General features: G+C 39.8%; 22 protein-coding genes. 13 read left to right on the top strand and 9 right to left on the bottom strand.

What is annotated here, in order from left to right; translation table 11 throughout:
• Nucleotides 1-89: 89 nt before the first annotated feature.
• The 8 genes from ACFS5O_RS03235 to ACFS5O_RS03200 all read left to right on the top strand — a co-directional run bounded on the left by ACFS5O_RS03235 (nucleotide 90) and on the right by ACFS5O_RS03200 (nucleotide 10,386).
• Entirely contained in the window at nucleotides 90-1,088 is a 999-nt protein-coding gene (locus ACFS5O_RS03235; protein ID WP_205724413.1) for a cation diffusion facilitator family transporter, read from the top strand.
• A gap of 134 nt (nucleotides 1,089-1,222) precedes the next feature.
• The gene (locus tag ACFS5O_RS03230; protein ID WP_205724414.1) at nucleotides 1,223-2,980 is read left to right on the top strand and encodes an ABC transporter ATP-binding protein; all 1,758 of its coding nucleotides are present in this window, start codon (nucleotides 1,223-1,225) and stop codon (nucleotides 2,978-2,980) included.
• On the top strand, nucleotides 2,946-4,745 hold the full coding sequence (locus tag ACFS5O_RS03225; RefSeq protein WP_205724415.1) for an ABC transporter ATP-binding protein: 1,800 nt from the start codon (nucleotides 2,946-2,948) through the stop codon (nucleotides 4,743-4,745). Before ACFS5O_RS03230 ends, ACFS5O_RS03225 begins: the two co-directional genes overlap by 35 nt.
• Before the next feature lie 110 nt (nucleotides 4,746-4,855).
• On the top strand, nucleotides 4,856-6,124 hold the full coding sequence (locus ACFS5O_RS03220; RefSeq protein ID WP_205724416.1) for an ATP-binding protein: 1,269 nt from the start codon (nucleotides 4,856-4,858) through the stop codon (nucleotides 6,122-6,124).
• Nucleotides 6,125-6,167: 43 nt separating this feature from the next.
• Nucleotides 6,168-6,326, top strand: coding sequence for a hypothetical protein (locus ACFS5O_RS03215; RefSeq protein ID WP_153238203.1), 159 nt, complete (start codon nucleotides 6,168-6,170; stop codon nucleotides 6,324-6,326).
• Between the two features lie 279 nt (nucleotides 6,327-6,605).
• Entirely contained in the window at nucleotides 6,606-8,102 is a 1,497-nt protein-coding gene (locus tag ACFS5O_RS03210; protein WP_205724417.1) for a phytoene desaturase family protein, read from the top strand.
• Nucleotides 8,099-9,538 (top strand): phytoene desaturase family protein, encoded by a 1,440-nt coding sequence (locus ACFS5O_RS03205; protein ID WP_205724418.1) that lies wholly within the window; start codon nucleotides 8,099-8,101, stop codon nucleotides 9,536-9,538. The genes ACFS5O_RS03210 and ACFS5O_RS03205 overlap by 4 nt, the downstream gene beginning before the upstream one ends.
• A 5-nt stretch (nucleotides 9,539-9,543) precedes the next feature.
• Nucleotides 9,544-10,386 (top strand): phytoene/squalene synthase family protein, encoded by an 843-nt coding sequence (locus ACFS5O_RS03200; protein ID WP_205724419.1) that lies wholly within the window; start codon nucleotides 9,544-9,546, stop codon nucleotides 10,384-10,386.
• Nucleotides 10,387-10,608: 222 nt separating this feature from the next.
• Here the strand turns inward: ACFS5O_RS03200 and ACFS5O_RS03195 are convergent, their stop codons facing one another.
• The 5 genes from ACFS5O_RS03195 to ACFS5O_RS03175 form a co-directional block, all read right to left on the bottom strand.
• The gene (locus tag ACFS5O_RS03195) at nucleotides 10,609-11,112 is read right to left on the bottom strand and encodes a GNAT family N-acetyltransferase (protein ID WP_205724420.1); all 504 of its coding nucleotides are present in this window, start codon (nucleotides 11,110-11,112) and stop codon (nucleotides 10,609-10,611) included.
• A 110-nt stretch (nucleotides 11,113-11,222) separates the two neighbouring features.
• Complete coding sequence (locus ACFS5O_RS03190) at nucleotides 11,223-12,716, bottom strand: phytoene desaturase family protein (protein ID WP_205724421.1); 1,494 nt, start codon at nucleotides 12,714-12,716, stop codon at nucleotides 11,223-11,225.
• Complete coding sequence (locus ACFS5O_RS03185; protein ID WP_379838644.1) at nucleotides 12,713-13,822, bottom strand: glycosyltransferase family 2 protein; 1,110 nt, start codon at nucleotides 13,820-13,822, stop codon at nucleotides 12,713-12,715. The genes ACFS5O_RS03190 and ACFS5O_RS03185 overlap by 4 nt, the downstream gene beginning before the upstream one ends.
• A 2-nt stretch (nucleotides 13,823-13,824) precedes the next feature.
• Nucleotides 13,825-14,664, bottom strand: a complete 840-nt coding sequence (locus ACFS5O_RS03180; RefSeq protein ID WP_205724423.1) for a carotenoid biosynthesis protein — start codon at nucleotides 14,662-14,664, stop codon at nucleotides 13,825-13,827.
• A 2-nt stretch (nucleotides 14,665-14,666) separates the two neighbouring features.
• Complete coding sequence (locus ACFS5O_RS03175; protein WP_205724424.1) at nucleotides 14,667-16,172, bottom strand: phytoene desaturase family protein; 1,506 nt, start codon at nucleotides 16,170-16,172, stop codon at nucleotides 14,667-14,669.
• A 258-nt stretch (nucleotides 16,173-16,430) separates the two neighbouring features.
• Between ACFS5O_RS03175 and ACFS5O_RS03170 the strand changes: the two genes are divergently transcribed.
• The 3 genes from ACFS5O_RS03170 to fni are packed head-to-tail and all read left to right on the top strand — an operon-like array spanning nucleotide 16,431 to nucleotide 19,083.
• Nucleotides 16,431-17,534, top strand: coding sequence for a glycosyltransferase family 2 protein (locus tag ACFS5O_RS03170; protein ID WP_205724425.1), 1,104 nt, complete (start codon nucleotides 16,431-16,433; stop codon nucleotides 17,532-17,534).
• The gene (locus ACFS5O_RS03165; RefSeq protein ID WP_205724426.1) at nucleotides 17,535-18,080 is read left to right on the top strand and encodes a glycosyl-4,4'-diaponeurosporenoate acyltransferase CrtO family protein; all 546 of its coding nucleotides are present in this window, start codon (nucleotides 17,535-17,537) and stop codon (nucleotides 18,078-18,080) included. It abuts the gene before it with no gap.
• The gene (gene fni / locus ACFS5O_RS03160) at nucleotides 18,040-19,083 is read left to right on the top strand and encodes a type 2 isopentenyl-diphosphate Delta-isomerase (RefSeq protein ID WP_205724427.1); all 1,044 of its coding nucleotides are present in this window, start codon (nucleotides 18,040-18,042) and stop codon (nucleotides 19,081-19,083) included. Before ACFS5O_RS03165 ends, fni begins: the two co-directional genes overlap by 41 nt.
• Nucleotides 19,084-19,123: 40 nt before the next feature.
• Here the strand turns inward: fni and putP are convergent, their stop codons facing one another.
• Complete coding sequence (gene putP, locus ACFS5O_RS03155) at nucleotides 19,124-20,599, bottom strand: sodium/proline symporter PutP (RefSeq protein WP_205724428.1); 1,476 nt, start codon at nucleotides 20,597-20,599, stop codon at nucleotides 19,124-19,126.
• Between the two features lie 420 nt (nucleotides 20,600-21,019).
• On the opposite strand from putP, the gene ACFS5O_RS03150 reads away from it, so the two are divergent.
• Together ACFS5O_RS03150 and ACFS5O_RS03145 are read left to right on the top strand one after the other, a co-directional pair.
• Nucleotides 21,020-22,927, top strand: a complete 1,908-nt coding sequence (locus ACFS5O_RS03150) for an ABC-F family ATP-binding cassette domain-containing protein (RefSeq protein WP_205724429.1) — start codon at nucleotides 21,020-21,022, stop codon at nucleotides 22,925-22,927.
• A 237-nt stretch (nucleotides 22,928-23,164) separates the two neighbouring features.
• Nucleotides 23,165-24,028 (top strand): nuclease-related domain-containing protein, encoded by an 864-nt coding sequence (locus tag ACFS5O_RS03145; RefSeq protein WP_205724430.1) that lies wholly within the window; start codon nucleotides 23,165-23,167, stop codon nucleotides 24,026-24,028.
• A 156-nt stretch (nucleotides 24,029-24,184) separates the two neighbouring features.
• On the opposite strand, the gene ACFS5O_RS03140 is transcribed toward ACFS5O_RS03145, so the two are convergent.
• From ACFS5O_RS03140 to ACFS5O_RS03130, 3 genes are all read right to left on the bottom strand, one after another.
• Nucleotides 24,185-25,741, bottom strand: a complete 1,557-nt coding sequence (locus ACFS5O_RS03140; RefSeq protein WP_205724431.1) for an ABC-F family ATP-binding cassette domain-containing protein — start codon at nucleotides 25,739-25,741, stop codon at nucleotides 24,185-24,187.
• 141 nt (nucleotides 25,742-25,882) lie between these two features.
• Complete coding sequence (locus tag ACFS5O_RS03135; protein WP_186320646.1) at nucleotides 25,883-26,044, bottom strand: hypothetical protein; 162 nt, start codon at nucleotides 26,042-26,044, stop codon at nucleotides 25,883-25,885.
• A 62-nt stretch (nucleotides 26,045-26,106) separates the two neighbouring features.
• On the bottom strand, nucleotides 26,107-26,559 hold the full coding sequence (locus ACFS5O_RS03130; protein ID WP_205724432.1) for a DUF2269 family protein: 453 nt from the start codon (nucleotides 26,557-26,559) through the stop codon (nucleotides 26,107-26,109).
• Nucleotides 26,560-26,718 lie beyond the last annotated feature (159 nt).

The following is a 26,718-nucleotide window of genomic DNA, read 5'->3' as shown; positions in this document are numbered from 1 at the left end:
CGCTCGAATTAACGTAGGCAATAAGGATAAATGAATTAACCAGCTATTACGAATGTTAAAAAATATAAAACAAGAGTGGAGGCAGACCTTTGATTGAACTACTTAAAAAGGGAAATAAATCGTCCGGCATTGCCGCATTAGGAAACACAGTACTCGCTATCGCTAAAGGAATTGCTGCCGCAGTCAGCGGAAGTGGTGCCATGTTTGCGACAACTCTTCATTCGGCTGCAGATGCCCTAAATCAGGCGTTTGTATTTTTCGGAAGTGCTCTTTCTGAAAAAAAACCGACTAAACGATTTCCAGCAGGATTTGGTCGCGTTGTGAATTTGTTCGTTTTAGTAGCTGTAATCGTAGTTTCTATCATGGCTTACGAGACGATATTAAAAGGGTGGAAGCTTATACAGGATCCACAGTCTTCAACAAATCTATTATTAAATATATCAATCATGATCCTAGCGATCTTAGTTGATGGTTTCATCCTCATTAAAGCGATGAAGGAGATCGTTCACGAGACGAGAAGTGAAGCAAAAGGATTAGGGATCGTAAAGGAATCTTTTAAAAATGTTGGTTTAGCTGCACCACCAACACGTTTAGTTTTTTATGAAGATTTAATCGCGACTTCTGGTGCTTCATTAGCTCTTATCTCTATCGTATTAGCAGACCTAACCGGAGCATATATATTAGATGGGATCGGAACATTATTGATTGGAATCCTTCTGGTCGTTGTAGCCTTTAAGTTAGGAATTGAAAACACACGAGGATTGATCGGTGTTGCCGCGCCAAAAGTAGTTGAAGACCGAATTGCGAATACGATTCTTTCAGATCAAGATGTCGTAGATATAAAAGAATTAAGAATTCTTCAAGAAGGACGAAGGTATCATGTTGAAAGCTATATTGAATTAAAAGAGGGGTTTACCTTGGCAGATGCTGATGACATTAAATATCGGGTGCGAGATAAGCTTTTAGAAGATACGGATATTGGTGATGTTACGATGGGGATCTTAGAAACTGACCATGTGAAAACTTGGCCGAAGGAAGCAGAAATTGAAGTTAACGGAAGAGAAGATAAGACAGAAACAACCCGCTGAGCCAATAAGCGGGTTTTTCCTTTTACTAAAAACAGGACAAGAAGTCGAAATAGTTAAATATTTTTAAGAAAAAGGATAAAATAATGCTAGATGGTTAAGTTTGTTAAACATCGGTAACGTTCGGGGGATAAATCATGTGGAAAGTATTTTCGTATTTAAAAGCATACCGTGTCGCGATCGGGGTTGCTTTATTTTTAACATTAACTGAACTTGGAGTGGAACTTCTGCAGCCATTGATTATGGCTAAGATTATTGATGACGGTATCTTGAAGAGCGACTTAGGTGTAATCAAATATTGGGGAGCTGTCATGTTTGGACTGGCTCTGATCGCATTTGCAGCAGGTATTGCAAATTCATTCTTCTCCGCACATGTTAGTCAGAACTATGGTTTTGATATTAGACGGCGTGTATTTGAGAAGGTGCAGTCTTTTTCTTTTGTGAATTTTAATAAGTTTCCTGCTTCTTCATTAATAACACGAATGACCAATGATGTAACGCAACTTCAAAATACCGTATTTATGAGCTTGAGGATTATGCTTCGAGCACCACTATTACTAGCCGGTGGTGTGATCATGTCTTTAATCGTGAACTGGAAACTGGCTTTGGTACTAGTTGTTCTGTTACCGTTCTTGTTATTCTTCTTGAAATGGGTTCTCCAGACGGCAGGCAGTATGTTTCGTGAGGTGCAAGATCGGTTGGATGGTGTGAATCGTGTTATGCGTGAAAATCTGATGGGAATGCGACTGATTAAAGCATTCTTACGAAGAGATTTCGAGAAGAATCGTTTTGAACAGGCGAGTGGCGAGTTGAAGGAGAAAACAGTCTCATCTCTTCGCCTGATTGAAGTATCAATTCCTGTCTTATTGTTTGTCATGAATATTGGAATTCTATTCATTCTCTGGTTCGGCAGCAGACAGGTGAGCATGGGTTCGGTGGAGGTTGGGGAAGTGGTTGCGATCGTAAACTACTCATTCCGTATTTCTTCTGTACTGACAATCATATCGTTTATTATTATGGCTTTTTCCCGTGCAAAAGCATCTGCACAGCGAATAGGAGAAGTCCTTGAAACAGAGATAGATCTCGTTGAATCTCAAGATACAGATAGCTCTTTGACGATAAGCAAAGGAGCAGTCGAATTTAAGAATGTTTCTTTTCACTATCCAGAAAGTGATGTGCCGGTTCTTAGAGATCTTTCTTTTTCTGTACAACCAGGAGAGACGTTAGCGATTCTTGGTTCAACAGGTTCAGGTAAAACTTCACTCTTTCAACTCGTACCAAGGCTATATGATGTAACAGAAGGAGAAGTACTTGTTGATGGGAAAAATGTAATGAACTATCCGATTGAAAAGCTTCGAAAAGGTATTGGAGTTGTTCCTCAAGAAGCCGTTCTTTTTACGGGATCCATTACAGAGAATATTGGATGGGGTAAAGAAGACGCTACTTCTGATGAGATCATCTCTGCTGCCGTTGATGCGCAAATTCATGAGACTGTTGAAAAGTTACCGAATCAGTATGATACACGAGTGGGGCAGCGTGGTGTTAACCTCTCTGGCGGACAGAAGCAGCGCTTGTCTATTGCAAGAGCGCTCGTTCGTAAACCAAAAATCCTCATGCTCGATGATAGTACGAGTGCTTTGGACTTGAAAACAGAAGGAAAGTTGTTAAAAGCATTAAGAACGTATTCTTGTACAACGTTCATTATTACGCAAAAAATCAGTACGGCTATGGAAGCTGATCATATTTTGCTTTTAGACGATGGAACGGTTGAAGCATGGGGTACACATGAAGAACTACTGAACACATCACCTTTATATGTAAAAATCGTTCAATCACAGTTTGGGGAGGAGGACTTTCAGCATGTCAAAGGGTTCAAACAGACCTCATCCACATAATCATTTATTTGGCAAAAAAGTAAAACCTAAAAATTGGGCAAGTACGATCAAACGTATCGGGAGTTATTTTTCTGATCAAAAGTTTCTGCTGAGTCTAGTGTTACTCATGGTCATCATAAGCTCAGCATTAAGCTTGCTCGGTCCTTTTTTAATCGGTATGGCAATAGATTCGTATATCGTAAAAGAAAATATGGAAGGACTGAACAAACTACTATTCGGTCTTATCTTTGTTTTTGTAGGTCAATCCCTTTCAACTTGGCTGCAAAACTATTGGATGATCGGGATCGCGCAAGATACCGTATTAAGAATGAGGAATGATCTGTTTAACCAGTTTCACCGATTATCGATTTCCTTTTTTGATAAACGGCAACATGGTGAACTGATGAGTCGTGTAACGAATGATATAGAAAACGTCAGTTCCACATTGAACAGTTCGTTTATTCAAGTATTCTCAAGCATACTTACCCTTGTTGGAACAGTAGGTGTCATGATTTATTTAAGTCCGATATTGACGCTGATCTCATTATCAATCGTGCCACTCATGTTCTTTGGGTTAAAGTGGATAACGAAAAGAACAGGCGCTCGCTTTAAAGAACAACAGAGAAATCTGGGAGAGATTAATGGTTATATTGAAGAGATCACTTCTGGACAGCGGATCGTTAAGTCCTTTTCACAGGAAAAAAGAGTAATGGAAGAATTCATGGCGAAGAATGAACGATTAAAAGAGTCTGGCTATTGGGCGCAGACCTTCTCAGGCTTTATTCCGAAATTGATGAACGTTCTTAACAATGGAAGCTTTGCGTTAATAGCGGGGATCGGTGGCGTACTTGCATTGAACGGGAAAGTTTCGATCGGTGTTATCGTAATATTTGTTGAGTATTCTAGACAGTTTACGAGACCGCTTAACGATTTAGCCAACCAATTCAATACGTTATTGTCTGCCGTTGCTGGGGCAGAGAGAGTTTTTGAAATCCTTGATGAATCACAAGAAGAGATGGATGAAACAGGCGCTGTAGAACTGACTGCAGTAAAAGGTAAAGTAGAGTTTCAAGATGTTTCTTTCTCTTATGAGAAGGATGAAAAAACAGTGAGTGGATTGAATTTTTCGGTGAGAGAAGGAGAGACAGTAGCGTTAGTAGGACCGACCGGTGCAGGAAAAACAACTATCGTAAATCTGCTTTCTAGATTTTATGAGAGTGATAGCGGTCAGATATTGATTGATGGACATGATATAAAGAAAGTGAAAAGAAGCTCACTCCGAAGTCATATGGGGTTTGTACTTCAAGATTCTTTTTTGTTTGAAGGAACCATCTTTGAAAATATTCGGTATGGACGTTTAGAGGCGACGGACGAAGAAGTTATAAATGCTGCTAAACTCGCGAATGCTCATTCTTTCGTTCAGAAGTTGCCAAAAGGATATAACACGATATTGAATCAAGAAGGCAGCGGCATCAGTCAGGGACAAAAACAGCTTCTATCTATTGCTAGAGCCATCTTAGCAGACCCGTCTCTCTTAATACTAGATGAGGCAACAAGTTCCATAGATACGATTACTGAGATGAAGATTCAAGAAGCTCTACAACGTCTTATGCAGGGAAGAACGAGTTTTGTAATTGCCCATCGATTAAACACGATTCAACAGGCTGACCAAATCTTAGTCCTTCATGATGGAGGTATCCTCGAAAAAGGGACACACGATGAATTACTTAAAAATAAAAAATTCTATCATTCTCTTTATCATAGTCAATTAAAGCAAGATGCTTAATCAGAGGATCAAATAAGGCTTTAGTCATAATAAAAGGGCGATTCTGGAAGGGATTGCTCTTTTTTTGTCGTATTCTTAGAACATAAGACACTCGGACGAAGGAGTATAGAATGATTGTTGAGAAGCTGCTTTTACATGTATTAATTGTTCTTGCACCTGTATTGAGCTATAGCTTTTTATTTGAACATCGCAAAATAGGGAGATCGCCGTATTTTTTAGGCTTGTTATATGGATCGGCCGCATCACTCTGTATGTATTTTGCTTATTATGATTCCTCGTTGTACTGGGATCTGAGGTATGTTCCAGTCGTTCTCTCTATTTTTTATGGAGGTCCTATATCTGGAATAATTACGATTGTTGCTCTTATGCTCACGAGGACGGCAATGGGTGGTGAAACCCTTTACTTAGCGCATATCGTAGCCGTTATTTCATGTGCAGTACCTTTTCTTATCTATAAATGCTTCTGGCGATCCACCCCAAAGAAGAGGGTTTATCTTTCAATTATTACAGGATCATGGCCTGCACTTGTTCAGTTAATCATCCTGTTAATCTATTTGTATTTTAATGAAGATTTTTTAGTATTTGATCAAAAATTAGTCCTATACATAGGTGTGTTTGGCACCATTCAAATCTTAGCTGTTGTTTTCGCAGCCGTCTTAAATGAATCTGTCATCGAAAGAAACTTGATGAAGGATGAGATCAGGCGTTCCGAGAAGCAGCATACCCTTGGAGAGCTTGCAGCATCCATCGCTCACGAAGTTCGTAATCCGTTAACCGTTGTAAAAGGATTTCTTCAGTTGATGGAAGGGGAAGACGAACGGCATAAGCATTATTATCCACTCATCCTAAGTGAATTAGGAAGAGCGGAAAATATTATCAGTGATTACTTGAATTTTGCAAAACCTGAATTTAAAAAGATTGAGACATTCCCTCTTCCTTTATTAGTAATGGAATTAAGTATTCTATTAAACCCTTATGCGCTAAAGGAAGGAATTTCGCTCACACACAATATTGAATCAGATGCTGTCATTACTACAGACCGCAATCAGTTAAAACAAGCACTTATAAATATTTTGAAAAATGCAGTAGAGGCAACGCCAACAGAAGGGCGTGTGACTATAAAATTAATGGAAGAGGATGACAGCGTAAAGATTATTGTGAGGGATACTGGTAAAGGAATGACCAAAGAACAGCTTGCACGTGTGGGTTCTCTTTTCTTTTCTACGAAAGAGCAAGGAACCGGTTTAGGGACGATGGTATCTACGCGAATCATCGAATCAATGGGAGGAAGAGTAGATTATACGAGTAAGTTAGGTAAAGGTACGAAAGTCAGTGTAACGCTGCCTCTCACTCACCTTCTTAGTAGAGAACCGGTTTAAAAACCGTAAATAAGGGGAAAATGCTGAGAAGAGGTGAAGCAACATGGATGAACTCTTTAAGTTTTTTGGAGGCTTTTTGAATGTCAGTTTATTATTAGTTGTCATTATTGTCATATTAATCGTGCGCCAAGCTAGAAAGAAAAAGCCAAAAAATGAAGAAGAAGACTATCTTAATCACAAAGAAAAACATTCAAAAGAATGATGTTCAATAAGCCTGTAGATTCTACAGGCTTTTTTGGTAATTTGTCGTATTTTATGTTTTATGTTTAAAGTTTATTTTATTTAAACGTTTGGGAAGGTTTTCTATTCTTTTCGTCGAATTTACATACACACCATATGTGAAGAAGCACACATCAATGAATCTTTTTTTGAGTGTGTTTTTTTATATCTTTTAAATTTGCCAATCCTAGAACATGCATCGTATAATTTTTGTATAATACTCTGTATATAGTTTGTAAAAGTAGAAGGAAGGTATGCATGTATGAAATCTGTAGCTGTAATTGGTGCGGGTCCTGGTGGTCTGACTGCAGGAATGCTATTAGCCAGTAAGGGATATCAAGTGACAGTATACGAAAAACAACCGTTTATCGGTGGGCGTACTTCTGCTTTTCATCAAGATGGTTATACATTTGATAGAGGTCCAACCTTTTTAAATATGCCTCACATCTTGGAGGAAATGTTTCAGCTTGCAGATCGACGCTTAGAAGATTATATCGAGTTAAAGAAACTTGAACCGATGTATCAGCTGAAATTTAAAGATGCAACGATTGACTCTACAACAGATCAATCCGTCATGTATAAGAATATTGAAGCGGTCTTTCCCGGCAATGGTGAAGGCTATCGACGTTTTATGAAGAAAGAAAAAGAGAAATTTGAAGCGCTCATGCCTATCTTACAAAATAAGCATGACTCACTATTAGATTATTTACAGCTGAAATTTATAAAAGCTCTACCGAAGTTAACGGTGACCGATTCATTGCATGATCAGCTTTCAAAGTATTTTTCTGATGAAAGACTCCGACTCGCCTTTACGTTTCAGGCGAAATATTTAGGTATGTCCCCTTGGGAATGTCCGGGTGCGTTTACGATTCTCTCTTATATGGAGCACGCATACGGGGTTTATCATCCTGTAGGTGGTGTGAACAAAATTACAGAAGCAATGGTTAAAGTGATTAAAGAATACGGTGGTGAAGTAGTCACTTCATCAGGTGTGAAAGAGCTCCTTATAGAAAAAGGCCGAGTGAAGGGACTTCAACTAGATTCTGGTGAAAAAGTATTCGCGGATGAAGTCGTGATAAATGCGGATTTTGCTCATGCGATGGAAAAGTTGATGCCTAAAGGATCTACAAAAAAATATACGAGTGATAAATTAATGAAAAAGAGCTATTCTTGCTCTGCGTTTATGCTTTACGTTGGTGTGGATAAGAAATACGATCTTCCGCATCATACCATCGTTTTTTCTGAAGATTATCGTAAGAATGTGGAAGAGATTACGAAGAAGAAAATTTTGTCTCAAGATCCTTCCATCTATATTCATAACCCTTCTGTAACAGATCCAACTCTTGCGCCTGAAGGGAAGTCAGCGCTTTACATTTTAGCTCCTGTACCTAACAATTTTAGCTTGATTGATTGGGAACAACATAAGCATGATTTTAGAAAGCTTGTTCTAGAGCAACTTCAAGAACGAACTGATTTTAAAGACTTGGAACAGCATATTGAAACAGAATATATGTTCACACCGCTTGATTGGGAAAACAAACTCTCAGTGTATAAGGGAGCGACGTTTAACCTTGGCCATCAGTTAACACAGATGATGTACTTCAGGCCGCATAATAAACAAAAAGAAATCAAAGGGTTATGGCTTGTTGGCGGTGGTACTCATCCTGGAAGTGGTCTACCTACAATCATGGAATCTGCCCGTATCACAACAACCATGATGGCAGAGAAACATAGCAAGATGGAGGTACAATCTGTATGAATGCTGGAATTGTTGGCGGAGGTATTGGTGGCTTAATTACAGCACTCTACTTAAGAAAACAAGGTAAAGAGGTTACGATCTACGAGAAAAGTTCTAGACTTGGCGGCAGGTTAAACTTTTTTGAAAAAGAAGGATACAAAATTGATAGCGGTCCTACAATCGTGCTGCTTCCTGAAATGATCTATGAAATTTTAAGTGAAGTTGGTATTGAGCGCGATGAGCTAGAGCTGATCTTATGCAGTCCGATGTATAAGTTGAATTATCCAGACGGGTCTCATTTTTATAAAACGAGTGACCTGCCGGGACAGTTGAACGAGATCAAGAGAATGTTTCCAGGTGAAGAGCAAGGATTCTTACGGTACGTAACAGATATGTATGAGCGTTTTCACCAAGGGAAAACAGCATTCTTAGATCGTTCTTTCGTAAACCGAAGGGATTTCTGGACACCGAAAAACCTACACACACTTACGAAACTAAAAGCTTATCAATCTGTAAAAAAATTAGCAGAAGCGTATTTCAGCCATCCTAGAATGCAGGAAGCTTTTTCGTTTCAAACTCTGTATATCGGAGGATCACCTGAAAACTCACCTGCCATGTATTCACTCGTGCCGTTTAGTGAACACGCTCATGGTATCTGGTATGTAAAAGGCGGATATGGAAGTGTTGTAGACTTGCTCCAAAGAAAGCTAGTCGAGCAAGGCGTAGAGATCCGGTTGAGTACCCCTGTAGAAGCATTGTCGTTAGAAAGCAACTCGTGTAACGGGGTTGTGACTAAAGAAGGTACTCATCTGCATGACATGGTCATTTATAATGGTGACTTTCCTGGTATTCACCATCTCATTCCAGGGCCAAAGCCGGTCAAGAAAAACTACGAATCTTCTTCTGGTTGTTTCCTTTTGTACCTTGGCCTAGACAGGATGTTCGATGAAGCGGATGTTCATCAGTTCTTTATGACAGATCACTTTGATGAACATATGCAAGAAGTGTTTTTACAAAAGAAGTTGCCTCGTGATCCGGCTATTTACACGTTCTATCCTTCAAAAATAGATCCGTCGCTCGCGCCAGATGGAAAAAGCGTATTATACGTACTTGTTCCGGTTCCTTCAGGTGAAACCATAGATTGGGAGTCAGAGAAACAAAGTTATGCAGATTTTATTATTGATTCATTGGAAGAACGAGGATATCCAGGGCTGAAGGATTCGATCGTGTGGAGCGAGTTCCGCACTCCTAATGACGCACTCACTGACGGACTGTACCAAGGCGGCAGTTTTGGTATTGCGCCAACTTTAAAACAATCTGGTGTGTTTCGGCCACAGATCAAACCTCTACCATACGAAAATCTGTATGCCGTAGGTGCATCCATCCATCCAGGTGGAGGAGTGCCTATCGTTATGCAGAGTGCAAAACATCTAGCCAAATATCTTGAAAGGGCGTGAAACAGTTGGTAACGGTTCAGGAATCGTATTCTCATTGTGAAGAGATCATTAAAGTTCATTCTAAAACCTTTTATAAAGCATTTTCATTTTTACCAGAAGACAAGCGACGTGCCGTTTGGGCCGTGTACTCATTTTGCAGAACGGTAGATGACATTATAGATGAGGGAGATAGCCCGAAGGAAGAGCTAGCTGTCTTTAAGGCAGAGTTCAATCAGTTTCTTAAAGGTGAAATTCCTGCAGCCGAGCCAACGTGGATCGCACTGCAGGATGTTTTTCAAAACTTTGAGATGGATCATCAAGCTTTTTTAGATATGATTAAAGGCCAAGAAATGGATCTGTATAAGACCCATTATGATACCATCGAAGAGCTTCAGCATTACTCTTACCATGTTGCAAGCACAGTTGGCTTAATGCTTCTTCCTATATTAGCTCCTGAACAAAAAGAATTGCTTCGCGAAGGAGCGATCTCATTAGGGATTGGCATGCAGTTTACGAATGTATTGCGAGATATCGCAGAAGATCTGGATCGTAACAGAGTATATATTCCATCAACAGTGATGGCTGAACATGGATATACAGAGGATGATTTGAAAAAAGAAGTGGTGGATGATCGTTTTATTGCGGTATGGGAGAGTATAGCGCTTCGTGCGGAAGTCTTCTATGCAAAATTTAATGAAACACTAGAACATTATCCGATTGAATCACGAATGCCTGTTCAACTAGCGGCGATCTATTACCGAGAGATTCTTAACAAAGTTCGTAAGCAGAATTATAAAGTGTTTAACGGAAGAGCATTCGTATCAAGTGCTGAAAAAGGGGAACTGTTAAAGCAGGTTGCTGTGAAATAAACTGATAGTTGTAAAAGAGCTGAAAACCAGGTGGTTGCCTGTGTTGTCAGCTCTTTTTGAGTGTTATTTTGATTATAGCTGCTGTTTAAGTTGCTTTGGATTTCCCGGTAGAGGGGTATAGAGGTATGTAGTAGGAGTCGAATAATGTCGACTCGCCGATATATGTGCAAAACTCGACGTATTCATTCAGAAATTTTTAGAATTATTGTTCTTGAAAGTTTGCTATAAAAACAACACCATGTGCTCCTCATCATGAAAATGACCATCTACTTTAAGTGCTTTTTCTTCATACCCGTAAGTTTTAAAGCCGAGTGAGGTGTAGAGGTTCTTTGCTTTTTCATTGTTAGCTTCTACTGTTAAGTTCAGTTTCTCGAGAACAGATATACTTTTAGCGTGTTGGATAACGGTTTTCATGAGAGATCGACCAACGCCTGCTTTACGATTCTCAGCGCTCACATACATGGCATAAATGTTTCCGCGGTGTTGCATCTTTAAAGCTTTTTCTTGAACTAACGTAACATTGCCGATCAGCCGATCTTCATCAAACATACCGAACGTATAACTGCCTTCTTCTTGTAATCTGCTCGCTACTTCTTTTAATGGATCTTTTCTTTGGATGGCTTCTTCATAGCTTAAAGCAAAGGCTTCTGGATTTGATTTTAATGCCTCAAGTCTAAGCTCCCAATATGCTTTTGCATCTTCGGATTTTAAGAGACGAACTTCCATACGATATCCCCCAATGTTTTTAAAAATTAGTGTACCACATAATGGAAAGAGTATGAAAGATGAATGTAAAAACGAGCAAACGCTAGGGGCGTTTGCTCGTTTTTATTGATTTATGATAATTGTTTGGGGACTGACCCCTTCAGCAGTTCACGGGCGACATTGCGGCCGCTCATGATGACCATCGGGGAGCCGCCTCCGGGATGTGTTGTACCTCCAGCAAAGTACAAATTACGGATGTCTTTAGAACGGTTAGAAGGGCGGAGAAAGGTGTTTTTTCGTTCGTTCGCTGATATACCATATAACGCCCCTCGGAATGCCCCAAACTTACCTTGTATGTCGTGGGGGGTTATCATTTTCTCCTGAAGGATATGAGGTCGTATATGTAGACCAAATGATTCGAGGCGATCGTAAACAAGATTTTTATAACGCTCATAACTAACCGTGTCTTCTTCTTTCGTCCCAGCTTGTATAGGTGGTGCGTTAACCAATATAAAAAGGTTATCGCCCTCAGGGGAGACGGATGGATCAGTCACAGATGAATTTGAAATATAGATGGTTGGGTCATCAGGATATTCTCCGTTGAATAACATTTCGAACTCCCGTTTGTAATCATTCGAGAAATACACTTGATGATGCAATAGGTTGTCTAACCGTTTGTTTAAGCCGACTAAAAGAACAAATGCAGAAATCGAAGGAGAATAACTCTCCACTTTTTTATTCTTCATAGAAGGTCTGTGGCGCTCTTCTACGAGTTTAGGATACGCTTCAAGTAGATCTCCGTTCATTACGACAGCATCGAACGCCACTTCATGTCCATTTGAAAGGATCAGAGATTTTGCTTCAGCTTCTGTCACGTTTATTTTTTTCACTTCTACTTCTGTATGCAAATGTACCCCTAGCTTTTCTGCTAGTCGCACCATGCTTTCGGCAATTTTTACGTTGCCGCCTTTTACGTAATAAACACCTTGAATCATCTCTAGATAAGCGATCAGAGAGAATGTAGCAGGTGCTTGAAAGGGCGATGATCCTATGTAGGTGGCATATCGGTTAAAGGTTTGCAGCAATAGCGGATGCTTAAAGTATTTACGATGAAAGCTGTCCATGGATTGCAGTGGTCGCACTTTTGTAAAAGCATTAAAAAGTGAAGGAGAAAGATAATCTTTCATACTCGTAAAAGTCCTAGGGAAAAATTCTTTTTCTGCTAGATGATATAAACGGGTCACTTCTGCAAGGTAATCTGAATATCGTTGTGCCGCATAGGAATCGAGTTCCTTTAATTGATTCATCACATGATCTACATCAGTCGACATCTCAAAAACTTCCCCATTGCTGCTAACATTTCGAGTATGCGTATCTAATTTAATCCACTGAAAATAATCTCTAGGATTCTCTCCCGCATCTAGAAAGACTTCGTCAAATATTTGAGGCATCGTAATGGTGTTTGGTCCGAAATCAAACGTGTGAGTACCTAAAGATACGGGCATCAGCTTCCCGCCAAAATGCTCGTTTTTTTCATATACATGAACCTCACAACCGTTACTAGCAAGTGAGATACTTGCAGATAATCCGCCAAGGCCACCCCCGACGATTGCGATTTTTCTCATTGATAAGAACGTCCTTTCCATTCGTAGCCTTGCTTTTTCAGAGCTTTCCACATAGAGGCAATCGCAAGTACGACCAACCCTATTGCAGATAGCGGCATAGTGAACGCAAGATAAGCTTTTTGTCCCGTTAATAGGTCGACGTATGCCTTTTGAATGACTGTAATGAAGTAAGGAAGCAGCCATAACAGTTGTTCAGTGAATAAGCCGTATATGAAAAAAAACAAAGGAGCTATGTAAAATCCGGTATAAAAAAGAGATAAACAAACAACAAGAAAGATAGAACGTCCGAGTCCAGGAAACAGGTTCTTCGTAAATCCGTTCCAAACTTCTTTATTGGTCGTGTACATATAACAAGAAACATAGTTCGTTACGTTAGCGAGAACAACCTTATAACGTGCTCGTTTCATGGTTTTGGCTAAGTCTACATCATCAACTAAAGAATCCTTAATGCTAGCATGACCACCAATGGCATGGTAATCCTTACTCTTAAACAACATGAACGCACCATGTGCAGCTGTTGCTGGCGGCCATTTTGTAAAGTTTGCAAAAAGAAGCGGAAGATGAAAAAGGATAACGAAATGCTGTAAAGGTACAATCAGTTTTTCAAAAAATAAGGTCACAGGAAACTTCGGAAAACCAGATAATAGACTAGCTTCTCGCTTTTTCAATAGTGCAACGGAAGTCTCTATCGTGTTGGGATGGAGGCGAACGTCCGCATCAATAAATAAGAGATAATCTCCGGATGCACTTTGGCTAAGCTGATGACAGGCATGGACTTTTCCGGCCCAACCAGACGGAAGCTCTTTTCCTTGTAGAACACTAAAACGGCTATCGTTATCGATGTGCTTCAACAGCAAGTTATAGGTCTCATCATCTGAATGATCATCCAATATAGTAAAAGATATAGGACGGTGAGTCAGTCCTTTTAAAGTGCTAACAAGACCCGCTACGTTATTCTCTTCATTACGCATCGGTACAAAAACAGCAACCCTCTCTGAATGAGAAGCCCGTAAAAAGGGCTTTTTTAGAGAGGGTAAAAAGAGACTATTAAATAGGGTTGCTGCTAAAAAGAAAATGGCAGCTGCAATAAATAAGAGAACCATCATTATCACCTTTTCCCCGGGCTGTAAGCTATACTGCGATTTAGAGAAAGTGGTTTATTGTTTATACGATATAAACTCAACAAGATGATACTAGCGAAAGTCACACCGATTGAGGCTAGATACAGCTCTGATGTTAATCCTAGTACGACAAACATGCTCGTGACCATCAAAAACACAGCGACCGTACGAGAATGCCAATAAGGATGCTGAGTGGTTGTCGTTTCTTTCGTAATATTCAATCCTGTAACTAAAGTGATATGAAAGAAACTAGCTAAAAGAAACCAGCCAACAAAGTTTTGCAATGGTATTCCATAATATATACCTGTTCCATCCCAGAACCAGTAACCTTTAACAAGGTAAGCGACAGGATCAATTATTCCATCCATGACAACAGCGATCAGACCACCTGTAAGAACATAGAGTGGTATTTTTATAGCTGTTTGACCTTTAAATGGTTTAACGATTCCACCAGCGATCGCATGAGAGACAGCGATAATCATCACCCACGCGAATCCGATGGCAACTGGTACGCCTAACCATTGTAGACCGAGCTGATCGCTATAATTATAGTGTCCAAAAATCAGCCCAGTCTTGACTCCGATACTCTCTGCTACGATACTTCCAAACAGAACGAATAAAGTAAAGCTAGCGCCAAAGTTACCGTATGTTCGATAAAAGTAGAATCCTCCAAGAACACCGCATGCAATTAAAAACACACTGTTTGCCCACTCAAGAGCAGGAGGGAGAATATCAAAAACAAGAAGTATTAATCCTACGCTATACCAAAAGATAAAGAACCGAAAAAGTACTTTATCGATGGTGCCATGCTGCTGTGCTGTGTGCAATATTACCCGATCTCCTTTGAAACATTTTTTAAATCTTCACCTATTAAATCGGCTGTGAGCTGTCCTGATAGAGTTACCATTGGAACGCCGCCGCCAGGGTGAGTAGAGCCTCCAACAAAATACAGGTTGTTAAATTGGTTGCTTCTGCTTGGAATCTTAAATCCACCGTTCATCTTACGGTCTGTTCGTATACCGTAGATGGAGCCTCCGTTCGGTCCATATAGTTCTTTTAATGTGTCTGGTGTAAACGTGTAATCCCATTCAACGTGCTGGCGCAGGTCTTTAGCTCCCATTCGCTCAAGTTTGTTCAAGACGAGCTCACGATAGCTCTCAAGATTACTTTCCCACGTTTCGCCTTCTTTAAGAGGAGGTACGTGTGTGAGGACGAACCAGTTGTCTTTTCCTTCTGGTGCCTGCGTCGGATCCGTTTTTGATGAGATTCCCACATAGACTGTAGGGTCATCTGCAAGAATACCAGTGTTAAAGATTTGATCAAATTCTCTTTCCCCACTTTGAGAGAAGAAGAAGTTGTGATGCGCAAACTCATCGTACTTTTTATCAACGCCAAGTAATAAGACAAGGCCAGAAACAGTAGGCTCATATTTACTGAGATCGTCAGCTGCTTTTTTAGCTTGAGGATGGTTGGAAAGAAGCGTCTTATAGGCTGGGATCGCTTCTAAGTTTGAAACAACGATATCTGCATACAGCTCTTCGCCGTTCTCAAGTTTTACCCCTTTAGCCGTATTACCCTCTGTTAAAATTCCAACTACTCTTTGATTCGTTCGAACATCAACGTTATATTCGTTTAAAACACTTAAGATCGATTCAGCAATCTTGTACATTCCGCCTTCCACATAATAGATACCAAGGCCAAGCTGCACGTGAATCAGCTGAGAAAGAACGGCAGGTGCCTGATAAGGGGAGGAACCGATATACATGATGAAGAAATTAAATAGTTGTTGAAGGTGTTTGTCTTTAATGAACTTTTTCGTTGCTTGATCCATTGATTTCACAGGATCCATGGCAAGAAGTTCTTTGAAGCTGTGAAGAGTACGCAGATCGTTCAATCCGGATAAACTTTTCTTATAAAAACTCTTCATGCTCAGTTCGTACATTTGGCTGCAATAATCCAGATACTTAAAGAATGAAGCTGCATCTTGTGGATTCACTTTACTGATTTCTTTTAGCATCTCTGGCAGGTCGCTCGTCACATCAATCACTGTGCCATCTTCAAAAAAAGTTCTCCACTGTGGCTCGATACGCTGGATGTTTATGTAATCGTGTATGTTCTTTCCAGCCGATTCGAAAAGTTGTTCGAGCACCCAAGGCATTGTTAAGATGGATGGACCTGTATCAAAGGTATAACCTTTTCCAGAACGCTGATTTAGTTTACCGCCAATACGTTCATTCTTTTCGAGTACAGTTACTTCGTGTCCATCAGCTGCCAATCGAAGAGCTGCTGACAGGCCTCCAAGTCCGCCGCCTACAACTAATACTTTTTTCTTCATCAAAATCCTCCTCGGTATTGGGAATGAAAGGGTAAGGGTGTTTCTTAGCTGTTGCTGTACGACTGTTCCTCTGTATTGTATAGTTTATGTACAACCATTGTAAAATTATTGAACGCTTTTTCAACATATTCAAAAAGTGATTCTTTATTTTCAGTTCTTGACTGAATATATAAATTCCTCTTTTTTTAAGAATTGTTTGAAAAAAGAATACAAAGCCAAAGCTGTAATTATAACTTTTTTCTAAAGGAGACAGTCGACATGTTTTCTACCCTTTTGTATCTATCAATCATGTGGCTTTGTGGATGGTTCATGCTATGGAATATTCGCACGCTAAGTGCTAGAGGTCCTCATGAACCACATTCAGTTTCAGTTATTATTCCCGCAAGGAATGAGGAAGCAAACTTAAAAAATTTATTGCCGACGCTGAGGAACCAAAGTATAAAGCTTCATGAAGTGATTGTTGTTAACGATGATTCTGAGGATCGAACAGAAGAAGTCGCCAGGGAGTTCGGTGTTACTGTTGTAAAACCAGAACGACTTCCAATCGGTTGGCTAGGAAAACCATGGGCATGCTGGAATGGAGCCAAACATGCGACAGGCTCTTTATTGTTATTTTTGGATGCCGATCTAGAAATAGAGAGTGATGGGATTGAACGCTTGTGCGGTGAATGGGAAAGAAACGGGGGATTGATCAGTGTCCAACCGTTTCATCAGATGAAGAGTACACATGAAAAATTATCTTCTATGTTTAACATAATCGTAATGGCGGCCATGCAATGCTTTACGGTATTTCGAAAAAAACCTGCTGGAGCATTTGGTCCGTGTCTTATGATCGACCGAGAAACGTATACAGAGATAGGTGGTCATGAAGGGATTAGGCATCAAGTTCTTGAACATATGGAAATGGGAAGAGTAGCATTGAGTAAGGGTATAAACGTTACTTGTTTCTCAGGACATAAGGCGGTCTACTTTCGGATGTATGCAGACGGCTTTTCAGCATTATTTTTCGGATGGTGTAAAAGTTTCGCGCTCGGTTCAGCGAAAACGCCATTCATGCCCTTAGTGTTGACGGTGGCATGGATTACTGGGGGGATAAGTCTTGCTATCCAACTTCCTTTCTTAATGGTTCAAGATGTAAGTGAAATGGTGGTATGGGGGATCTTTTATCTGCTTTATGCCATTCAGATCAAGACCTTGATGAAAAAGATTGGTACGAATACATTTCTTTCCGCTTTATCGCACCCGGTGCATTTCTTTTTCTTTTCTGTGGTGTACATCTGGTCTTTTATTTTGAGTGTGGTCAAAAAAGAAGTAAAGTGGAAGGGTAGAGAAATTTCGGTTTCTGAAAAAGGGGATGCATAAATGCTGATAGAACTTTCTCCGTTTTGGACGGTAGTGATCAATATACTTGCTTGGCTCATCTTTCATTTATTCGTGGCTTATATCATACATCAAATCCCTTTCTCTAACTTCACAAAAGAAAGCAGATGGGACTCACCTTTTGGTTGGGAAAACGGTGGGGCATGTTATGAAAAAATAGGAATACGCAAATGGAAAACCATCGTGCCGGACGGTGGTGATTTTTATAAGGGAGGATTCGCGAAGAAAACATTAGAAGGGGATTCTCTAGAGTATCTAGCACGTTTCTTAGCAGAAACACGTCGTGCGGAATTAACGCATTGGCTTTCAATGCCACCTGCTTTATTGTTTTTCTTGTGGAATCCTGTTTGGATCGGCAACATCATGATTTTGTATGCCGTTCTGTTTAATCTTCCCTTTATCTTTATCCAGAGATATAACAGGTTCAGGTTGATTCGAATCCTGAATCTGAAGAATAAGACACTTGAACGAAAGAGGAGGAACGTTGTTGGATATTTCGAAGGACCTTACGGAAAAGCGGAAAACTGAACATATCAGAATTAGTTTGAACGAAGATGTTGAAGGTAAGAACATTACAACAGGACTTGAAAACTATCGTTTCATCCCAAACGCATTGCCTGAGTTATCATTTGAAGAAATCTCACTATCAACCACATTTTTAAATAAAGAGATGCGTACGCCCTTTTTAATATCTTCGATGACAGGCGGAACAGAAACGGCTTATCAAATTAATCAACAGTTAGCTCTGGCCGCTCAAGAAAAAGGATGGGCCATCGGACTTGGTTCAATGAGAGCTGCAGTAGAGAATGAGGATCTTGCTTATACGTTTCAGATCCGAAAGTATGCTCCTGATATTCCAATCATCGCGAACATTGGAGCGGTTCAGCTCAATTATGATTTTGGAATCAATCAGTGTAGACAGGCGGTTGAGATGGCAGAAGCTGATATGCTCGTTCTTCACTTAAATACGTTACAAGAAGTGTTCCAGCCAGAAGGCGATACGAACTTCTCTCATTTGCTTTCAAAGATAGAAGAAATCGCAAATTCTCTTCATGTGCCAGTCGGTGTTAAAGAAGTAGGAATGGGAATCGACGAAAAAACAGCGGACCGTCTTACATCAGCGGGGATCCAATTCATCGATGTAGCGGGTGCCGGTGGAACGTCATGGATACAAGTAGAGAGCTATCGTTCGAACAATAACATCCGGAAGGAAGCTGCGGAAGCTTTTCTAGACTGGGGACTGCCGACTGCTGAAAGCATTCTTGCCGTTAGAAAAAACAATTTTGATATTCCGTTAATCGCAAGTGGAGGTCTAAAAAACGGGGTTGATGCTGCAAAAACGATTGCACTTGGTGCGAATCTTGCTGGCTTTGGTAGATTGCTTCTTCCATCAGCTGTAGAAAAGGACGTTCAAGCTCTGTTCTTACAGATGGAACGAATTGAATTTGAGATGCGTGCAGCCATGTTTGGAATCGGTGCTGGTCATATCGAAGAACTATCACATTCAGAAAGACTTGTTAAGAAGATATAAAAAAAGCGCTCCTGTAGTCAGGAACGCTTTTCGTTTACCATTATTTTAGTTCATCAAGTGTCTCTTCCATGTCATCAAATTGGTTTTGAACCTTTTTAGATGGATTTTTCGTTAATGCACTTACAATAAGAATGGCGATTAAGCTTAAGAAGAATCCAGGAATCATCTCATACACTTGTTCTTTAAGGTCTGGGAACTGTACCCATGTAAGAACTGTAACAGCACCAACGATGATACCTGCTAAAGCACCCCACTTCGTCATCTTCTTCCAGAATAGACTCAATAGAATAAGTGGTCCGAACGCTGAACCGAATCCTGCCCATGCGTAACCAACAAGGCTAAGAATGGTATCACTAGGGTTTAGTGATAACAATACAGCGATTACAGCTACAATAAGTACTGCAATACGGCCGATCATAACAAGTTCCTTCTGAGATGCATCTTTCTTTAAGAATTGCTTATAAAAGTCTTCTGTTACAGAAGAGGATGTAACTAACAACTGAGAAGAAATCGTACTCATGATTGCAGCAAGTATTGCAGCTAATAAGAAACCAGTAATTAACGGATGGAACAACAGGTTTGCAAATTCGATAAATACGGTTTCAGGGTCGGCAAGTTCTCTTCCTTCTCTAGCAAACCAAGCAACACCAATCAATCCTGTGAGAGATGCACCGATAAGAGAGATAATCATCCAGCTCATACCGATTCTTCTTGCTGTTTTAATATCTTTTACAGATGTGATCGCCATAAAACGAACAATGATATGTGGTTGTCCAAAGTAACCGAGTCCCCAAGCTAAAAACGATATCAACCCAAGAGTTGTCAATCCTTTTGTTGCTTGAAGAAGGGATGGGTCAACCCCGCGAACTGTATCGATAACTGTTTGCGTGTCACCGATATCAGTAAACGCAACGATAGGCACTAAGATCAATGCGACAAACATGATACAGCCTTGAACAAAATCCGTCCAACTTACTGCAAGGAATCCTCCAAATAGTGTATAAGCTACAACTACCCCAACCGTAATCAGCATACCAGTTAGATAAGTTGTACCGAATGCACTTTCAAACAGTTTACCACCAGAAACAAGTCCAGCAGATGCATAAAGTGTAAAGAAGATAATGATTACAAGTCCAGAAACGATACGTAGAATTTTTTGTGTATCGTTAAAACGATTTTCAAGGTAATCAGGAATGGTAATAGAATCATCTGCAACTTCTGTGTACGTACGAAGTCGAGGTGCTACAAGGATGTAGTTAAGATAAGCACCGATCGCGAGTCCTACAGAGATCCAAATAGAACTGATCCCGTCCGTGAACATCGCACCTGGAATACCCATCATCATCCAACCACTCATGTCTGATGCTCCGGCTGATAGTGCAGTAACAGCAGGACCTAATCCTCTTCCACCCAACATGTAGTCATTTAGATCAGATGTTTTTTTGTAAGCCCAGTATCCGATATAAAGCATACCGGCCATGTAAATAACTAAAGAAATAATAACTCCTGTTTGCATGTAAAAATTTCTCTCCTTTTCTTTTTTCATGAAATGGGTCATGTTAGTTTGCTCAACGGATGACTTGTTTATGAAAAAGTTGGCAGGTTGTTTCTTAGAGCTTTTTATTTGCAAATAGAGCTTGCGAGGAATAGCAGAAAAAAACTTGAAGTTAAAAGCGCGGTCGATAAACGCATTAAATTTCTTGCCGGATTCAATTGAAACCCAGCATCAACTACAAGAAAAAAGCAAAGCCGATGTGTGAATTGAAAATAGGCGGCATCCGTTTTGAGCAAAAAACGTGCCCACTTCTTTTCAGAACATGGTTAACACTATAACAAAAATTCTAAAAAGAATGCAAATCATAACCGAAAGATGCTATTCTGACAGGGTTAAGCTACAATAGAATGCAAAGACATTAGCCTAAGGAATGATATGGTTTTGAGTATTTTATTAGTTGAAAATCTATATAAAACATATGGTGAAAAAACGCTGTTTGACGAGATCACTTTTTCAATCAGCGACAAGCAAAGAATTGGACTCATCGGACCGAATGGAACAGGTAAGTCCTCATTATTAAAAGCAATAGCCGGGTTTGAACCAGCTGAACGTGGAACGCTATCTCACGCGAATACATTTCAGATCGAATATGTTGCGCAAGAACCTGAACTTGATGAAGAGTTATCCGTTCTAGATCAAATTTATTTCGGAGATTCTCTCATCATGAAGACGATGCGTGAATACGAACAAGCTCTACTTGATTTAGAGTCAGACCCATCGAACGAAAAAAAACTGAAGCGTTTGATGAACAGTCAGCAAAAGATGGATGAGAATGAGGCATGGGAAGCGAACACCATCGCAAAAACAGTGCTCACAAAGCTTGGACTTCGTGACTTTTCTCGTCAAGTGAAGCATTTGAGCGGTGGGCAAAAGAAGCGTGTGGCGATCGCAAAAGCACTCATTCAACCTGCAGATTTACTGATTTTGGACGAACCTACAAACCATCTTGATAATGAAACGGTCGAATGGCTAGAAACATTTTTAGGGAACTATAAAGGCGCCTTATTAATGGTTACCCATGACCGATATTTCCTAAACCGCGTAACAAACAACATCTTTGAGCTCGATAATGGAAAACTTTATGTGTACGAGGGAAATTACGAAACGTATCTAGAGAAAAAGGCGGAACGTGAAGAAATCGCCCTTCAGAACGAAGATAAACGACAAAACACACTTCGCCGCGAATTAGCGTGGTTACGACGTGGTGCGAAAGCGCGAACTACAAAACAAAAAGCTCGAATTCAACGCGTAGAAAATTTGCAAGAAGAAACAGGTCCTGCAGTAAAAGGGTCTGTTGAGTTTGCAATCGGATCACAACGACTTGGTAAAAAAGTGATTGAAGTTGAAGGCTTGAGCAAAAGTTTAGATGGAAAAGATCTAGTTAAAAACCTGGATTACTTGATTGTTCCCGGTGAACGACTCGGAATCATTGGGCCAAACGGAAGTGGAAAAACGACTTTGTTAAATATGTTAGCAGGTAGAATGGCACCAGATTCAGGGACAGTCGAAGTAGGAGAAACGGTTAAAATCGGCTACTACACACAAGATCATGAAGAGCTCGACGGCAACTTGCGCGTAGTGGATTATATAAAAGAAACGGCACAGGTCATCACAACAGTAGATGGTCAGACGATTACGGCTGAACAGATGCTCGAACGGTTCCTGTTTCCACGTTATATGCAATATACGTATATTCGCAAGTTATCAGGTGGAGAAAAACGCCGATTATACATGCTAAAGGTGTTAATGGAAGAGCCGAACGTGCTCTTTTTAGATGAACCCACAAACGACTTGGACATTCAAACGTTAGGGATTTTAGAAGAGTATTTAGAGAACTTCCCCGGCGTAGTTTTGACGGTTTCCCATGACCGATACTTTTTAGACCGTGTCGTTGATCATCTTCTTGCTTTTGAAGGAAACGCAAACGTAGTAAGGTTTCAAGGCAGCTATTCGGACTATATGGACGAGAAAAAAGAGCGTGATGAACGTGCTGCTTCAGTGAAGAAAGAGGCTCCTGAAAAACCGGTGGAAACAGCTGGACAGCATCGTAAAGAAAAGAAGAAAAAGCTCTCATATAAAGATCAGCAAGATTGGGATACGATTGAAGAGCGAATCATGAACTTAGAAGAGAAGAAGGAACAGATTGAATCTGAAATCGTTGCTGCTGGCAGTGATTTTGGGAAGATCAGCGAGCTTATGGCTGAGCAGAAAAAGGTAGAGAACGAGCTTGAAGCTGCGATGGAGAGATGGGAAGAGCTTTCTCTGTTAGTGGAAGAGTTGAATAGTTGATTGGGTGGGCACCTCTTGCTGTTAGCAGGGGGTGTTTTTTATGCTGAACAGAAGAGAATTGAGATGAAGACTTATAAAAATTTTTGAAGACTTATAAAATCTTTTGAGGACTTATAAATTTTTTTGAAGACTTATAAATCTTTACGAGGACTTTTAAAAAAATTCTCCTTTTTCATGAGAGGAAAATTAGTGGCAATTGTTGAATTTTTATAAGTAAATTAAGCGTGAGGTGATGATTTGATAGTAAAAGAGAGAACAAAACCATTAATACTTTTCAAACTAGATTCATTATTAGAAAGAATACCTATGAATTTTCCCAAAAAACCAGATATTTTAAGTGATAGAGCAAAATTTAATGCTGGGTTTAATGGAGAGAAGTCTCTTGATTATCATTTAACTGATTTACCTCAAGAAAACTACTATATTTTCCACGATTTAAGGCTCCCCAGAGATAAAACGAAGAATCTTTACTTCCAGCTTGATTCTCTCATCATAACTCCACATTATTGTTTAATTATTGAAGTGAAGAACTTAATAGGAAACCTGTATTTTGACCATCAATTTAACCAAGTGATTCGCACTAGAAACGGAATTGAAGAAGCGTTTCCAGATCCAATCATACAAGTTGAATATCAAGCTTCATGTTTTAAGGAATGGCTCTCCTCTCATAAGATTGCTGGCATACCTATCTTTTATTTAGTAGTGATAACTAATATTCACTCAGTAATTAAAATTTCTCCTTCATATAAAAAAAGTCTTAATAAAATTGTTAGAGGCAAAGACTTGATTCGGACGATTCATCGTTTAACGAAAAATTATACACACCGCTATTTATCTCAAAAAGATATAAAAAAATTGAGTAAACTTTTAATAAAGAATCATAAACAGATAAATATAGATATTTTAAAACAATATGAGATAAGAAAAGAGGATATAGCTACAGGGGTTATTTGCCCTTATTGTGGTAAATTACCGTTGAAAAGAGAAATGAGGCACTGGCTTTGTTTAGCATGTTCTAACAAGAATGCTGAGGCCCATATTAAAGCTATTTATGATTATGCCCTCTTGATAAATTCTCAGGTTAAAAATGAAGAATTATGAAACTTCTTGCATCTAAATTCCTCTACTAGCATGTATAAAATCCTCCGTGCTATGGACTTAAAACCCAACGGCTCAAGAAAAGCCGCAACGTACACCATCCCACTACCCAAATAAACGACCAAATTAAAAACCCCCACTAATGTGAGGGTCTCAGAATTAAAACACCTTTGTCGTCCAGCTTTCACAGTTCCAGACGTCATTTGCCACTTCTTTATAAAATTCAGGTTCATGGGAGATCAATAGCACACTACCTTTGAAGGCCTTCAGGGCGCGCATCAATTCATCTTTTGCCTCTACATCTAAATGGTTTGTCGGCTCATCGAGAACCAAAACATTGTTTTCATGGTTGATTAGCTTACAAAGACGAACCTTCGCCTTTTCTCCACCACTTAGTACTTCAACTTTACTCTCGATATGTTTTGTTGTTAGCCCACACTTCGCAAGAGCTGCACGAACTTCATGATGAGAGAAACCAGGGAATTCACTCCAGATTTCTTCGATGCATGTATTATAGTTTGCTGACTTCACTTCTTGCTCAAAGTAACCGATCTCTAGATTTTCACCGCGTTCAACAGAACCTGAAACAGGGGTGATCTCACCAAGGATGCTGCGGAGTAACGTAGTTTTACCGATACCGTTCGCACCGACTAAAGCGATTTTTTGACCGCGTTCCATACGAAGATTCAACGGTTTAGAAAGGGGCTCGTCATATCCAATAACAAGATCTTTTGTTTCAAAGATCAGTTTGCTTGGCGTACGAGCTTCTTTAAAGTTAAACTCTGGCTTTGGTTTTTCTTTAGCGAGTTCAATAACATCCATCTTATCAAGTTTCTTTTGTCGGGACATGGCCATGTTTCGAGTAGAAACACGTGCTTTATTACGTGCAACGAAATCCTTCAATCCCGCAATCTCTTGCTGTTGACGTTTAAATGCTGCTTCCAACTGAGACTTTTTCATTTCATGAACCGATTTGAAGTGGTCATAATCTCCAACATAACGGTTCAGCTCTTGATTTTCCATGTGATAGATCAAGTTGATAACACTGTTTAAGAACGGAATATCATGGGAGATCAAGATGAATGCATTTTCATATTCTTGCAGATAACGCTTCAGCCACTCGATATGCTGCTCGTCTAGATAGTTTGTTGGCTCATCCAGCAATAAGATCTCTGGCTTTTCTAATAAAAGCTTGGCAAGCAAAACCTTCGTACGCTGCCCACCACTTAGATCGTGGACGTCACGGTCTAGACCGATATCATCGAGACCAAGTCCGCGCGCGATCTCTTCTACTTTTGCATCGATTACGTAAAAGTCGTTGTTCGTTAATGTATCTTGAATGACACCAACGTCTTCAAGCATCTTTTCAAGCTCTTCAGGTGTTGCTTCACCCATTTTTTCGTACATGCTGTTCATTTCGTTTTCCATGTCGAGCAAGTATTGGAACGCACTCTTCAACACATCGCGAATCGACATGCCTTTTTGGAGAACGGTGTGCTGATCAAGATAGCCAACACGTACTTTTTTAGCCCATTCTACTTTACCTTCATCAGGCTTTAGTTTGCCTGTAATAATATTCATAAACGTTGATTTACCTTCACCGTTCGCACCGATCAAGCCGATGTGCTCACCTTTAAGCAGGCGGAAGGAAACATCATTAAAGATGGCACGATCGCCAAAACCATGGCTTAAGCCTTGCACCGTTAAAATACTCATCTATATAACACCTTTTCTGTCAGTAATTTGTACCCTCTTGATTATAGTATTGAATGGGGAAGGAACTCAATAGGTGCATACGTAATCTTAAAAAAGAAAAAGCACCCATGGAAGATTTTCCAAGAGTGCCCGTAATATTATCTATTCCTGCTCACCAGTTCGGTTCTTAAATGCTTCTTTTGTAGCCAGGTTCACTGAATCTGTTTCATCCGACTTTTCAACCAGTCGATTTTGAAGGGTGTTATCAGGAAATCTTCCCGGATGCCCCTGTTTTTTATGTTCGAATGATTTTCCTCGTGCCATGTTTTTTCACTCCTCATCTCTTTACAACGTATTGTGTCCAAGAGAAGAGGGAAATATGAAGGTTAAAAAGGTTTCACTACCATTAAAATGATTATAACAACAGCTAAACCATGTAGAGAATAAATATAAGGATCCAGCTGTCTATCAACCGTACGGTAAGATTGAGGAAGGTCATCACCTTCATGCGAATTCAGAATGTCACTCATCTGCTTCTGTTTTTTTGGAATGACGCCAATAACAAGAACTTGGGCAAGGACATAAATAACTAATGAAGAGATATACCAAAATTCACTAAATAGTGCAGTATTTAAATAACCTAATAAAAGTCCAGTTGCAAGAAGTGTTAAACTGCCAATCTTCGGTAGAGTTTCAATCTTACCGTTAACTTCAAGTGCAAAGCGAGCTTGGTTTGTAGTTTTAGCAAACTTAGTAACGACTGGCATCGCGAAGCTTGCGCCGAGTCCAACTATTGCTGCTAAGATGTGTAAAAGTACGATAAATCCGTAAAACGTCATTAACTTTCCCCCTTTAAATATGTATGAATGATTACTCATCTACAATTTATTACGATGTGCAGGAAAATAGTCCTTCTTTTTGATAGTGACTTTTATCCTGTTTGCACAATCGTTAGAGGTCTAGAAATTCATAAATTTTTGATTCGGTATAGTTTGAAA

Origin of the sequence: Fictibacillus nanhaiensis, assembly GCF_042686385.1 — a bacterium.
In the GTDB taxonomy this organism is placed as follows: Bacteria; Bacillota; Bacilli; order Bacillales; family Fictibacillaceae; genus Fictibacillus; species Fictibacillus nanhaiensis.
The sequence above is the reverse complement of the archived record's forward strand: the minus strand, read 5'-3'. Positions and strand labels throughout refer to the sequence as shown.